Source organism: Haloferula helveola (assembly GCF_037076345.1).
GTDB lineage: Bacteria > Verrucomicrobiota > Verrucomicrobiia > Verrucomicrobiales > Akkermansiaceae > Haloferula > Haloferula helveola.
Map to the genome: position 1 here is coordinate 1,618,121 of NZ_AP024702.1, position 13,117 is coordinate 1,631,237.

Annotated in this window: 13 protein-coding genes; 3 read left to right on the plus strand and 10 right to left on the minus strand. The window is 63.5% G+C overall.

The genetic code is table 11. The features are described 5' to 3' along the window. Positions 1-41 precede the first annotated feature (41 nt). The gene (locus HAHE_RS05800; protein WP_338689337.1) at positions 42-806 is read left to right on the plus strand and encodes a glycosyl hydrolase; all 765 of its coding nucleotides are present in this window, start codon (positions 42-44) and stop codon (positions 804-806) included. Between the two features lie 51 nt (positions 807-857). Here the strand turns inward: HAHE_RS05800 and HAHE_RS05805 are convergent, their stop codons facing one another. Together HAHE_RS05805 and HAHE_RS05810 are read right to left on the minus strand one after the other, a co-directional pair. Next, the gene (locus HAHE_RS05805) at positions 858-3,092 is read right to left on the minus strand and encodes a vWA domain-containing protein (protein WP_338689339.1); all 2,235 of its coding nucleotides are present in this window, start codon (positions 3,090-3,092) and stop codon (positions 858-860) included. 23 nt (positions 3,093-3,115) lie between these two features. Beyond that, a complete protein-coding gene (locus HAHE_RS05810; RefSeq protein WP_338689341.1) occupies positions 3,116-3,640 on the minus strand; it encodes an RNA polymerase sigma factor in 525 nt (174 codons plus the stop codon). Between the two features lie 140 nt (positions 3,641-3,780). On the opposite strand from HAHE_RS05810, the gene HAHE_RS05815 reads away from it, so the two are divergent. Continuing rightward, the gene (locus tag HAHE_RS05815) at positions 3,781-5,019 is read left to right on the plus strand and encodes a hypothetical protein (protein WP_338689343.1); all 1,239 of its coding nucleotides are present in this window, start codon (positions 3,781-3,783) and stop codon (positions 5,017-5,019) included. Between the two features lie 37 nt (positions 5,020-5,056). Here the strand turns inward: HAHE_RS05815 and HAHE_RS05820 are convergent, their stop codons facing one another. Then, complete coding sequence (locus HAHE_RS05820; protein ID WP_338689345.1) at positions 5,057-5,983, minus strand: cation diffusion facilitator family transporter; 927 nt, start codon at positions 5,981-5,983, stop codon at positions 5,057-5,059. Positions 5,984-6,051: 68 nt separating this feature from the next. On the opposite strand from HAHE_RS05820, the gene HAHE_RS05825 reads away from it, so the two are divergent. Next, complete coding sequence (locus tag HAHE_RS05825) at positions 6,052-6,399, plus strand: hypothetical protein (RefSeq protein WP_338689347.1); 348 nt, start codon at positions 6,052-6,054, stop codon at positions 6,397-6,399. A gap of 3 nt (positions 6,400-6,402) precedes the next feature. Here HAHE_RS05825 and HAHE_RS05830 read toward each other — a convergent pair whose 3' ends face one another. From HAHE_RS05830 to HAHE_RS05860, 7 genes are all read right to left on the minus strand, one after another. Beyond that, on the minus strand, positions 6,403-7,857 hold the full coding sequence (locus tag HAHE_RS05830) for a hypothetical protein (protein ID WP_338689348.1): 1,455 nt from the start codon (positions 7,855-7,857) through the stop codon (positions 6,403-6,405). 4 nt (positions 7,858-7,861) lie between these two features. Further along, on the minus strand, positions 7,862-8,911 hold the full coding sequence (locus HAHE_RS05835; protein WP_338689350.1) for a cytochrome c: 1,050 nt from the start codon (positions 8,909-8,911) through the stop codon (positions 7,862-7,864). A 136-nt stretch (positions 8,912-9,047) separates the two neighbouring features. Continuing rightward, positions 9,048-10,715: a HAMP domain-containing sensor histidine kinase gene (locus HAHE_RS05840; RefSeq protein ID WP_338689352.1), complete on the minus strand. Its 1,668-nt coding sequence runs from the start codon at positions 10,713-10,715 to the stop codon at positions 9,048-9,050. Next, positions 10,712-11,404, minus strand: coding sequence for a response regulator transcription factor (locus tag HAHE_RS05845; RefSeq protein WP_338689354.1), 693 nt, complete (start codon positions 11,402-11,404; stop codon positions 10,712-10,714). Before HAHE_RS05845 ends, HAHE_RS05840 begins: the two co-directional genes overlap by 4 nt. An 8-nt stretch (positions 11,405-11,412) precedes the next feature. Beyond that, a complete protein-coding gene (locus HAHE_RS05850; protein WP_338689355.1) occupies positions 11,413-11,946 on the minus strand; it encodes a rhodanese-like domain-containing protein in 534 nt (177 codons plus the stop codon). Between the two features lie 55 nt (positions 11,947-12,001). After that, positions 12,002-12,517: a gluconokinase gene (locus HAHE_RS05855; protein WP_338689357.1), complete on the minus strand. Its 516-nt coding sequence runs from the start codon at positions 12,515-12,517 to the stop codon at positions 12,002-12,004. Then, positions 12,517-13,110 carry a hypothetical protein gene (locus tag HAHE_RS05860; protein WP_338689359.1) on the minus strand — a complete coding sequence of 198 codons (594 nt, stop codon included), beginning with the start codon at positions 13,108-13,110 and terminating at the stop codon, positions 12,517-12,519. Before HAHE_RS05860 ends, HAHE_RS05855 begins: the two co-directional genes overlap by 1 nt. Between the last annotated feature and the right edge of the window lie 7 nt (positions 13,111-13,117).

The following is a 13,117-nucleotide window of genomic DNA, read 5'->3' on the forward strand; positions in this document are numbered from 1 at the left end:
GGTAGTTGCCGTAACCCATTGCATGACCCATCCTTCCAGTCATGCCCAGTCGCCGACAATTCCTCTCGACTACCGCCGCCGCGCTTGTCTCCGGCCCCACATTCGCGCTCGGCGGAAAGGACTCGAAGAAGAAAGGGTGGGCTGGCGGCGACGGACGCATGCACAAGAAGTTCGGCGCGCACTGGTACTACAATTGGACGCCCAACCGCGAAGCCGGAAATCCGGAGTTCGTGCCCATGATCAAAGGCTCATGGAACGTCAATGGAGGAACCTTCAACAAGATCAAGGGCTACCCGGGAATCACCCACCTGCTCGGCTACAACGAGCCGGAGCGCAAGGATCAGGCCAACATGCCGATGGAGAAGGCGCTCGAACTCTGGCCGCAATTGGTCCAGCTCGCCGAGGCCAAGAATCTCAAGCTCGGGTCACCGGCACCATCTTCGGACGACGGTGGCATGCGCTACCTCGACGAGTTCATGAAGCAGGCGAAGCGCAAGAAGCTGCGTGTCGACTTCGTGGCGGTGCACTGGTACCGCAGTCGGGATCCGGACGCGTTCGAGGACTTCGTCAAAGACCTCGCCAAGAAATACCGGCTGCCGATCTGGATCACCGAGTTCAACGGCTGGTCGGGTCCCGAGGACGAGAACTACGACTTCCTCAAGGACGCGCTGCGCTTCCTGGAACGTGATCGGAAGGTCGAGCGATACGCCTATTTCGAACCCGGAGCCGGCAAACCGCACAGCCTGCTCAAACCCGACGGATCGCTGACCCGCATGGGCGAGCTGTACCGGGACGCGGGAACGTGAAAACCCCGCCCGCGGGAATCGCGGACGGGGTCTTCCTGGGGGATCTCCGGCTTACTTGAGCTGCTTGACCAGTCCGAGGAACTCGGCGCGGCGCTCGTTCAGATCGTCCGCGAGGGCCGGCTCGGCGATTTCCTCGACCTTGTCCCAAGGGACGTCGGCGACATCCGGCATCTGGCGGAGCTTCATTCCGAACAGAGCCACCGCGGATGCCATCCGATAGTCGGTGCCGGCTTCCTCCCAGGTGACCGGCTTCCCTTCGACCTGCGTCTTGATCTCGGTGCTCTTCTCGCCCTCGGGGTGCTTGTAGCGGAGCTTCAGGGTCAGCCACGCGGGGCTTTCCACCAACTCGCGGCGGTCGGCGGGCCGCTGGTATTCGAGCTCGTCGACATCACCGGTGCCCGGGGAGTCCACGCCAACCGGAACGATCTCATAGAACGCGGTCACCGTGTGACCCGCTCCGATGTCGCCGGCGTCGACCTTGTCGTTCTTGAAGTCCTCGTTGCGCAGCATCCGGTTGGCATAGCCGATCAGGCGGTAGGCCTTCACCTTGCCGGGGTTGAACTCGATCTGGATCTTCACGTCCTTGGCGATCGTGATCAGCGTGCCGGTCAGCTTCTGGAGGAAGATGCGCTGCGCCTCGCTGTCGCCATCGATGTAGAAGTAGTTGCCGTTACCCTCGTTGGTGATGGCCTCGAGCATCGCGTCGTTGAGATTGCCCGTGCCGAAGCCGAGCACGCTCAGGCTGACGTTCTTCGCGGCGTTGCCCTTGACCAGTTCGACCAGTTGGCCCTGGCCGGTCGTGCCGACATTGAAGTCGCCGTCGGTCGCGAGGATCACGCGGTTCACTCCGCCATCGACCTTCTTCTGAAGCGCCATCTGGTAGGCGCGGTAGAGCCCCGCACCACCGTTGGTCGAGCCGCCGGCTTCCAGTTTTCCGAGCGCCTCGACGGCCTTCTTCTTGCCGGCATCGTCGAGGGTCGTCGGCTCGAGGACCACGCCTTCGGTTCCGGCATACACGACCATTCCGACGCAGTCGCGCTCGTCGAGCGAGTCGATCAGCGTGCGCATCGAGCGCTTGAGCATCGGCAATTTGTCGGGCGACTGCATCGAACCCGAGACGTCGATGAGAAACACCAGGTTCGAGGCCGGTCGGGCGTTGTTGTGGATCTCGCGGCCCTTGATCGCCACCCGGGCCAGCAGGTGCTCGGGCTGCCACGGGCAGGTCGCCAGCATGCTTTGCACCGCGAACGGGCTGTCACCCTTCGGCGCCGGATACTTGTAGTCGAAGTAGTTGATGCACTCCTCGATGCGCACGGCGTCGGGTTGGATCGACTGGCCGTTGCGGATCATACGGCGCAGGTTCGTGTAGGACGCCGTGTCAACGTCGGTCGAGAAGGTCGAGAGCGGATCGTTCCACGGCGACTTCCACGGCTGGTCGGTCAGACGGCCGTAGTTCTCGCGGTCGAGTTGCTGTGGCTTGTTCGGCCGCGGGAGGATCTCCTCCTGGAGCCTTTTCGGAACCGGTGCTCCGTCCGCGGGACGGGCAGGAACCGATCGATGAAGCCCGCCACGACTGCCTTGGTCCAAAGGTTCGCTGGGCGCAGCGGGCACCTCTCGCCGGATGACTTTCTCCTTCGAGGTCGTATGTCCTTGGATATTTACCCGCCCCCGCAAGTGCGTGTCAGCGTCAGACGAGGTGGGATCCTGACGGAGCTGATCCGCAGCGGGTGCCGGCTTGGGTGAAACCTCGAGCGTCGCGATCTCTCCGTCCACCACGGCGTCACCCACCTCACGCCCGGCCCCGCCGGTCGCGTCGAGGTCCCGCCCCATCGTCGCACTCTTCGCCGCCCGCTCCATCGATTCATCCATCAATGCATTGCCGGGTTGTGCGGGTGTCGCAGCGGCAGGAGCCTCCATGAGAGACGTTTCCCCTCCTTGCGCGGCCGATTCGGCTTCCATCTTTGCCTCGGCCAGCGGCATGGCAGTGGGGCGCATCCTTTCGTGCTCCGGTGATTCGTGGGCCGGGGCCGCGCCGGCCTCGGCCGCATCGTACTGGGCCAGCTCGGGCGCGAAGTTTCCGCGCTTGTGGTAAATGAACGCCCCCCCGATCGCGACGGCGGCGGCTAGGGAAAGCGGCAACGCGCCCTTCCACCGGGAGGTTCGGCGGGACGGCTGGCCGTCGTCATCCAGCGCCTCCTCGATCGAGGACAGCAGGGATTCGTCGGCTTCGCGTTTGCGGGCCTGCTCCTTGAGCAGGGCGTCGATGAGTTGATCTTCGTGATTCATGGCTGGGAAAAAGGTCGGGAGTTTCAGGAATGGGCGGACATGCAGCGGCGCAGGGCATCGCGCGCCCGCTCGAGGCGTTTGCGCAGCGCCGTGGCGGTGGTGGACAGGACCTCGGCGGCCTCGTCGGACGTACGACCTTCGTCGTAGGTCACACGGATCGCGTCGGCCATCGGTTCGGGGAGCTTGCCGCGGCACTCGGCGAGCCGGGCGAACAGCGCCGAGTCGTCCGGCGAGCGTTCGTAGGGCTCCTCGAGCCTCGACAGCGTCTCTTCGTCGAGCGCGACCTCCCGCGAATGCTTGCGGCAGTACTCGCGCCACTTGTTGCGGACGATCCCGCGCATCCAGGTTCCGAAATCGCGGGAGACGTCGAACTTCGACAAGCTCTGCCACGCCGCGACGCAGGAATCCTGCACCAGGTCGCGGGCGGCGGCTTCTGACTTCACGAGGGCGGTGGCGTAAGCCACGAGCCCGCGGTGATGACCGCGGATCAGATCGGTGAATCGGGCGCGGTCCATGACGGGAAACTCAATGACAGTGGCTGCTTGCATGGCTCTTCATGGTCCGTTGACCCGAGCCGGGGACATTGTGACAAGAAAATGGAAGGGAAGGAGCGCCGATTGTGAAAGCACCGGCGCATCCTCACAATTTATGGCTGTCCCGATGCCCTCGGCTTGGCGATGATTCCGGGATGAGGGGAAAGGTCACCACGCTCGCGATTCTTGTCGTTGCCGCCCTAATCTTCCTGTTGAGCAGGAATCGTCAGGACGGCGATTCGTCGGGAAACCAAGTCGCTGCAAAGGCCGACGGGCAGTTCGATCCGACCGCCGCTCAAACCGCCACCGAGCCGGCCCGACCGGCGAAACTCTCCGTGCGCGAGGATTCCGGTCCGCGCCCGACTCACGCGCCTCACCAGTTGGTGGATTTCTTCCTTCCTCCCATCGAGATCGACGACCTGATCCTCAGCGCGGCATTGGAGAAGGTCCGGGAAGCGTATCTCTCGGCCTGCGAGGTCAGTGGTGAGAGACCACTGAACCTCGTTTTCAGCATACCCCCGCAGGTCGATCACAGGATCAACCGAAAGCTGCCCGGGAGGAGAATGGACGGATCGATCCGATTGCTCGGCTCCCTGTGTGGTCTCGAGGTCCGCCGCCGTGGGTCGGAGTATATCTTCGAGGTGCCCGCGGATCTGGGGACTCCGGTGGAGAAGAAGATTCCGGTCCCACCGGATTTCCTGACCCGCTTGGCCAACGGCGCTTCCGAGCTCGATACCCGGAGCCTGCTTGCCATTGCCGGGTTGGACCTCGATCCGTCGACGTCAGTCCGTTTCAACCCTGCCGACAGCACCCTGACGCTCGGGACATCAAGCAGCTCCGATCTGGTCGCGGTCCAAGGTTTGGCATCATCCTTCGGGGAACCGCCGACCCTGCAGAAACTCAACGCCAAGGTCATCGAACTCCCGGCCGACAGTCCGTGGAATCAGGAGACGCTCGGTCAACTTGACGACGCCGGACTGCAGGGGCTGATGCGTGACTTGAGCCAGGCCGAGGGGGTCAGCCTGAGAGCCGTCCCCTCCGTAACATCGCTCAATGGCGATGAGGCGAAGGTTGAAGTCATCCGCGAAGTGATCTTCCCGTCGTCCGAGCGTCCGGACGAGTTCGAGACCCGGAACGTCGGACTCGAGATGGCGGTCCAACCCACCGCACTCGCCTTCGGTCATCAACTGAAGGTCAACCTCACCGACACCCGTGTGGTCGAGATGCAACCGACTCCCCGTTTTGAGGAACGGAGCCGGTTCGAAGCGGAAAGCTACTCGGACGATGGCGCGTCCCGAATTCTCGAACAGGTCCGCCCCGACGGCACCCGGGCGTTATTGGTCGTGACCCCCCAACTGATCGACGCGACCGGACGACCGGTGAACGGGCCTTGAGCGGGACGCAGGGTGTCGGCCTGGAATGCCTGACTCCCTACCTGACCTCCCAGTCCTCCTCGTGATGCTCCGCCGAGCGGGGCTCGAGGTGGGTGATCACACGGCCGTCGGGCTCAAGCATGGCGGCGATGCGCGCTTCGATCTCAGTGGCGATCTCATGGGCCTGCCGGACGCTCTCGAGATCGGGAAAGACGAGATGCAGTTCGACCCAGTGGGTCCGTCCGGAGTGCCGGTGCCGGAGGTTGTGGTAGGACAGGCCCCGCGATGTGCATTCACTCCGCAATAGCTCCCTCAGCCTCGCTTCCACGTCCGGGTCGGCTTCGTCCATCAGGCCGGCGAAGCTCTTTTTCATCAGCCGGACGCCCGTCCAGAGGAGCTTTGCCGCCGCCAGCGCGGCGAAAAGCGGATCCCACCAGCCGTGCCCGGTCCATTTGACCAAAAACAGCGCCGCCAGCACCCCAACACTGGTCCACACGTCGGCAAGCACGTGCTCGCCATTGGCTTCGAGCAGGCTGGAGTGGCGTTTTTTGCCCACCCGCACCAGCGACACGCCGAGCACCGTATTGACCACCGCCGCGCCCGCGGTCAGCCACAGACCCGTTTCGATCGCCTCGACGGGCGACCCGGAGAGATACTGGGTGAAGGCCTGATAGACGATCAACACAGCCGCCGCGCTGATCATCGCGCCTTCAAGAGCCGCGGAAAAGTAAGCCACCTTGTCGTGACCGAAGTGGTGGGTCTCGTCGGACGGCTTGTGGGAAAAGCGCAAGGCCCATGCCGCGAAGGCTACCGCCAGCACGTGCGTCACCGACTCGGCGGCGTCGGAGTAGATCGCGGCGGACCCCGTCAGGATCGCTGCCGTGACCTTGGCGACCAGCAACAGCACCGCCACTGCAAGCGATCCGTTCATCACCCGCCTTTCGTCACTCGTCGGCCCCGCCCCGCTCATAAAGGCGGGAAGCATCGTGCGCCCGCAGGCCGCCCGCAACCTTGATCTGTTGCGTCGTCATGGATTCGTGCGAGGTTGCCGCCATGACAGCATTGCCGCCCACCCCCGAAGTCTGCGAGCGACTCAAAGACCGTCTTCAAGAGGCGGAAGCCCACGTGAAGGATGCTTTGGCAAAAGCGCCCGATGGCGATCCGCTCGCCGGCCCGACTCAAGAACTCCTCGCAATTCACACGGAGATCCGCGACATGCTTCTCGATGCCTTTGACGAACCGGCCGACGAGCCCCCCACGGAGGAAGCTCCGGAAGTGGTGAGCGCGGCGATCGAGATCGAACGCGAGGCGCACACCCTGAAGGCCGACTTCAAGGATGTGCTCAAGGCGCTCTTCATGTGGAAGGACGACCCGGTGGAACGGGTCAAGGGAGGCAGCTGACCGTCACTCGGATTTCGGAATCCGGTTGGCCGTGTAGTAGGCAACCCGATTCCGGATCTCCTCTCCGTCCTTCGATTTGATCTTCGGCAGCTCGATCGAGTAAACGCGGCCCGGATCGAAATCGGCGACCTTGATCACCAGTTTGCCGTCCGCTCCGGCAACCGACGCCTCGTGCTTCCGCTTGTCCATCTGCGGGGCTCCGTAGGTCCACTTCGACTGATAGCGGAACGACTCGACCTTGACGCCATCGCCCGAAGATTCGGGCGATTCGGTGAATGAAACTTCGAACCCGTCCGGCCGGATGCTCACGCGGTCGATATCGAAGGGCGTCTCTTCAGAAACCGGAGTGATCCGCTGGAGGCCTTCCGCTAGCTTGCCCCAGCCGCGGACCGTCTGGCCGACATAGAGTTGCTTGCCGTCCGGAGTGAACCGCACGCGGTTGTTGCCCGAGCGCAGGCCTTGGCCGTCGATGAAGTGGGTGCAGGCTCCCTGATACTCGCCATCGACCTTTTCCAGCATGATCCGGGTGATTCGCCGACCATTGTTGTCGAGCAGGAGCATCTGTCCCGGAAAGTGCGGGAAGTTGTCCGGGATTACCATCGGCTCCGACGCGGAGCGGTTGACCTCACCATAGGGAACCTGAACCGCAGGATGGGTCCGGTCGCGATTGTAGGCGTCCATGTCGTCCCGATAGAACGCCAACGGATCCTTGCCCTCCCACTTCGGATCCCACACCAAACTACTGGGGTGGCCGTAGAAGTTGCCCTTCTCGACATGATACAGCGGAGTCGTAGCTTTCCAGTCGCCTTGGTTGTCGCCGCACCAGACGTCGCCATTGGCATCGACATGGATCCCGTTGTGCATCCGGAACCCGGACGCGAAAGGAGTGAGCTTGCCTTCGGAATCGCAATGAAGAACCCAGCCGCGCCACTTCACTCCCGAGAAGTTCCGCCCGCGGCGGCCCGCCTTGGAATAGTCCGCCAGCGTGTGCTCGAAGGTCGGCCCGTTGAAGGACGCCGTCCCGATCGCGAGGTAGTAGCCTCCCTTGCCATCTTCGGCGAGGGCGTTGGTTTCGTGGTAGTTCCCGGACAAACCCCAGCCCGATGCGAAAGCACGGTAACGGTCGGCGGTGCCGTCGCCGTCGGTGTCCTCGGCCTCGGTGAACTCCGCCATCTGGCTGACGCGGATCTTGTCGGGCGTCACCGCATCGATGCCGCAGCCATTGTGGAAGCCGGTCGCGAAGAGCTTCCACTCGAAGTCCGTGGAGTCCGGCTTGGGCGTCGTCTTGAACACATCGCCGCGGCGCAGCACGACAAACAGCGAACCGTCGGAAGCGATGTCGATACCGCCGACTTCCGGCGGAATCCCTCCGGGAATCGGGATGTTTTCGATCCGGTAGTCCGAGGCGGCCAGGGCAGGCAGCCCGGACGCGAGAAGAATGAGAAGGGTCGTTTTCATGGCGTTACTCGTTGACCAGGGAACGGATGAAGAGGACGAGCGAATCGACTTCGATGTCCTTGAGCGGATAGGGCGGCATGTAGTTGGGCGGGAAGCCTTTGGCGGTCTTGGCATTCGGCTTGAGGATCGATTCACGGATGTAGGCTTCGTCGGCGACGATCGGCTCCTTCATCCCTTCGATCTCGTGCTTGGAACCGAACAGGCCCTTGAGCGAGGGACCGTGACCGAGCGAACCGTCGGTCGAATGGCAGGCGATGCAGCCGTAGTTCACGAACACGTCCTCTCCGGCCGCCGCGCTTGCGGTCTTGATCTTCAGGTTGCGCTCGAAACCGTTGTGCTTCGACAGGGCGGAACCGGTGACGGTGACCACCAGCGACTTGCCGTCCCCCGCCACCTTTTCACCCTCCGCTGCCCGATACTCGAGCGGAGCTTCACTGGCGATCCGGATGGAGCACGAAAGCGGAGTGTCGGTCACCGGCTCGATCCGCTGGGTGACTTCGTGACCGTTCGCCTTGAAGCGGAACGTCGGCACACCGTTTCCATCGAGGTCGTAGCCGACGAACTTCAGGTCCTTGCCGACCGGCTTTCCTCCGACCGACAAGGGATGGGATCCGCTCGCCATCGTGAAGACCGTTCCGACGAGGCGCGGGACGTAGTCGAACGACCGGCGATTGCCGCCTTTCTCGTCGCCCCAATAAGGGAACATGTCGAGGAAGCCGCCCTGCCACGCGTAGAGCATCCGGCACTCGGTGGTGTCGAAGACATAGGATAGCGCAGGCCCGTGGTTGATCGCGATCGCGGCCGGGATGCCCTCGATTGGCTTGAACGGCTTGCCACCCGTATCCTTGCCGTCGTTCACCGAGTATCTTGGAGACTCGGCTCCGGTTCCATGGTGCACGAACACCTCATCATCGAGGCCGGGATCCGGGACGTAGGTCCTCAGCAGCAGCGGTTTCTCAATCTCGCCGAGAGGCAGAACGTCGTAGGTCAGAGGCTCACCGCCCAACGCGACCGCGAGGGTCAGAGGGGCGATGGACAGAGGAAGACGGAGCATTCCCAGCCTACGGCGGCGACCGGGGTTGTCATACAGATGGGGACGAGGCGATGACACAACGTCCCCCGAGGAATCGGGGTTTCTCACGGCCGGCGAGTCTAGCGACTGGCAGATCGGTGCAAATACCTCAAAAAGGCTACGCCTCCTGCGCGGCAGGCAATGCCAGCACGAAGATGGCGCCGTCGCTTCCCCCGCGGCACTCGAGTTCGCCGTGCATGCCACGGGCGAGCCTCCGCGACAGCGCCAGCCCGAGACCCACACCCGGCTGCGACTCCGCCGCCGCCTGCGCGGACTTGTGGAAGGCGCGGAAGACACCGTTGCGCTCGCGGGCGGGAATTCCCGGGCCATGGTCGGCCACCGCGAGTTCGATCTGGTCGCCCGCCTGCTTGGCCGAAAGGTCAATCCGTGCGGGGTCGCTGCCGGCGGCGTATTTGGCGGCGTTGTCGATCAGATTGAAAAGCACGTGCTCGATGGCGGTCGCATCACCGACAAGACGGGTTCCCGGCTCACAGTCGATCGCGAGTTTCATCCCGGCGCCGGCGAGGCGCTCCTCGAAACGTTCGCGCATTCCGTCCAGGAGCGGACCGGCTTCGAGTTCGACCAACTCGCGCTTCGCGCTGCGCCGCTCGATGCGCGAGAACGCGAGGACATTCTCGACGAGGTGCGACAGCCGGTCGGCCTCCCGGCGCAAGGTCCGGAAATAGCCCGAGCGTTTGGTTTCATCCGTCACCGCCCCACTCTCAAGCATGTCGGAGTAGAGCCGGAAGGTCGTCAGGGGAGTGCGCAACTCGTGGGTAACCGCCGAAACAAACGAAGCGCGGCGTTCGCTGAGGCGCATCACGCCACGGACGAGGGCGAAGCCGGCGAGCAGCGCGACGACAACCGCCAGCCAGCCGACGGTCAACGACGCCTGAACCGGACCTCGCAGGGACGGATTGGCGACCGCCGTTTCACCCGGCACGAGGCGCCACGGAAAGGAAGCAAGCGCCATCGCCGCACCACGGTCGTTCTCCGAAACGAACGGCTCAAGGGTCGCGTGGGGAAGAAGGTCCTCCTCGACTTCCTTCAGCAGCGTCCTGCGGAAGGCTTCCACATCGATCCAAACTCCTTCGATCGACATCAGCAATCCGGCGCTCCGGACTTGCCGGAGGAGGAAGGGCTCGCCGCCAACCCATGCCGGCTGGAACGCTCCGGTCGAAGCTTCGAGGGCCGCGGTCGCCTCCGGCACCGCCACCTGCTGGGCCAGTCCCGCTTTCGAAACCGCGTTGTTGAAGACCTGCCCGCGAACCGCCCGCTCCTTGACGTTGAGTTCCTGCTGGTAGCCATAGCTCTGGCGCGGCCCTTCGGGGTTCTTGGCGTTTTTCGCCAGGTCCTGGTTGGCGCCCCAAAAGTCGTTCCCGGCATGAACCGCCTGACAAAGCATCTGGAACTCGCTGCCGAACTGCTGGGTCGAAGCAAGGATCGGTGTGAGTTCCTTGAGCGCCTCGACATCCGGATCCCCGACCGGCGTCGCGTTGCCGTCAGCTCCGATGCGGAACCTCAGCCGGATCAGCGGATTCTCGAGCACCGTCGGCTCCGGCGAGATCACCCGTTGGTTCTCCTCGATGGTCAGCGCAGCGGCGACCGTGTCCATGCGCCAAAGCGAAAGACGGATGCGTTCCTCAAGATCGGCCCGGGATTCCGCGAGCGAGCGTTCGGCCTCGGCTGCCATCACGCTGCGGGTCAACCACGCCATCGCGCCGATGATCAGCGCGGCGCAGACCAACATCGCCACCCAAACACCTATGGACGACCGGTTGTTCATCGCTTCACCTTCCATCCTTTGCCGCGAACCGTCATCAGGAATTCCTGGCTGCGGTCGCGGAGCTTCGTCCGCAAGTGCATCATGTGCATGTCGAGCGTGCGTGTCTCGACCCTCGCCGGATCGAGTCCCCAGACATGGCGCAGGATTTCGTCGCGCGAAACCACCCGGCCACCGGCATCGAGCAGATAACGCAGTAGCCCGGACTCACGTTCGGACAGTTCGGCGGTCTCGCCGTCTTCGAACGCCACGCTGCCGTCCGAGAAGTCAATGATCGCACCGGGCACCTTGCGGCGGTCTTCCGGCGCGGCGCGCTCGCAGGTCCTCCGCAGCACCGCCTCGACGCGGGCCAACAGCTCGCGGACGCTGAACGGTTTCATCACGTAGTCATCGGCCCCGAGTTCCAAACCGCGTACCCGGTCGTTTTCCTCACCGCGGGCGGAAAGGATGATCACCGGTTGGCCCGCCCGTTTGCTCTTCAGCTCCTGCAGGATCGAAAATCCGTCGCGCCCCGGCAGCACGAGGTCGAGCAGCAGCAGCCGGTAGTTCGCCTGAAGCGCGAGCTCCATGCCCGACACCCCGTCGCCGGCCTCCAACGTCCGGTAGCCGGCAAACTCGAGCGAGTCGACGACCCCACGGCGAACCGCGGCGTCGTCTTCGATCACAAGGAGCGTGGTGTCTTCCACAACCATATCCGACGTTACTTTTCGTCCGGCTTCAAGACATCGGTTCCCTCGAAGGGGATCTTGGTCTCACCCATCTTCAGATAGGGCGCCAGTTCGTAGAGGTTCTCATACCCGTAGCCATACAGGTTGATGAAGGTCGGAATGTTCAGTGCGAGGGGCTTGGACTTGAGCAGCATCGCCTCGCCCGCGTCCTCGAAGTTGTTGTTGCAGTAGATCAGGATCCGCGTGGTTTTGTCCGGGATCGCGGCGGCCAGCGTTTCCTTGGTGAAGTCGGAGAAATTCAGGTGGATCGCTCCCTTCACGTGAAGTTTCTCGAAATTCGCCCGGCTCCGGGTGTCGAGAATCACGGTTCCTTCTTCGGCCGCCATCCGCAGGAATTCATCTTCGCTGATCCGGCGTTTCTCGCGGATCTTCGCCACTTCAGAGCTCAGGGCGATGAAGGCGGGATAGTCGATTTTCGGGTTCGCGTCCGCGACTTTCGGCTCGGGCTCTTGGGCCTGAATCCCGAAAGCCGTGACCATCAGCAGGGAAAACACCGTCGTTCTCATGCCCAAAGGCCTAACCGAGACACGTCACACCGTCCGTAAACGCTGCGTAAATCCGTCAGCGGCCGTCGAAGATCCGCGCCACGACATCGCCCACCGGACCGACGTTTTCGATGACCCGCACGTCCTCCCCGACCTCGAGATCCGTCAGTTGGGAATCCAGCAAGCTCGCCGGCATGAAATGATCGCGGCGCTCCATCCGATGCTCGAGTTCGGTGCGCGGCACGCTCAAGACGACAAAATCCAAATCCGCCACCGCCGATCTCAGTCGATCACGATACCCCCGTTTCAGCGCGGAGCATGCCAGCACGACGCGGTCCCGTTTCGCCAACTCCACTCCCAGCTTTTCCAGCCACGGCCACCGGTCGGCATCCGTCAGCGGCATGCCCGATTCCATCTTCCGGCGGTTCTCCGGAGGATGGAAATCGTCCGCATCGAGAAACTCGCATCCCATCCGCTCCGCCAACGCCGAGCCGACCGTCGACTTGCCGCAGCCGCTGACGCCGGCAACCACCAAACGGTCCGACAAAGACGGGCCGCGATCTTCAGCTCGCCCCTGAATCTCGGCCGCCATCACTCCTTCAATTCGATCCGGATCCGCCCCGACTCGACCTTCATCGACTTCACACCCGGCAGCCCGCCGCCTTGACCACCGACCGTCTCAGCGATCAAGTCCCGCCCCTTCAATCCGCCCAGCCAGTCGTTCGGCAGCGAGATTCCCCACACCGTGACATCATCGATCACGAAGTGCGGCCCGGCTTCGTCCTGCGTCACAAGAAACCTAGCCTTCGCCTTCAGCCTTTTGCCGCCGACAACCGGCAGGTCCGGGTCGAGATCGGTCTCGACCCGCGCGTGGATCGCATCGGTCACCAGTTCGAAGCGCACCTTGTCGCCCAAGGTCGTCCGCTCGTTGAGCAAGCCGTTCAGCTCCCGCTCGGTCAGAACGATCTCGCTGGCTCCTTTCTGGTACTCCGGATCGGGCGTCTGGATGGCCTCGACCTTCTGCACCACTTCCACCTTCTCCTCTTCGGAAAGAACGACCGGCTTGATCGGGCGGTTGTTCCACCACCAGACGCCACCGATCACCACGACCAGCAGCGCGAGGACCACCAGCCCCTTGACCAGGCACGAGCCCTTCTTCCTCACCGGCGCATCGGATTCGTTCATTCGGGAT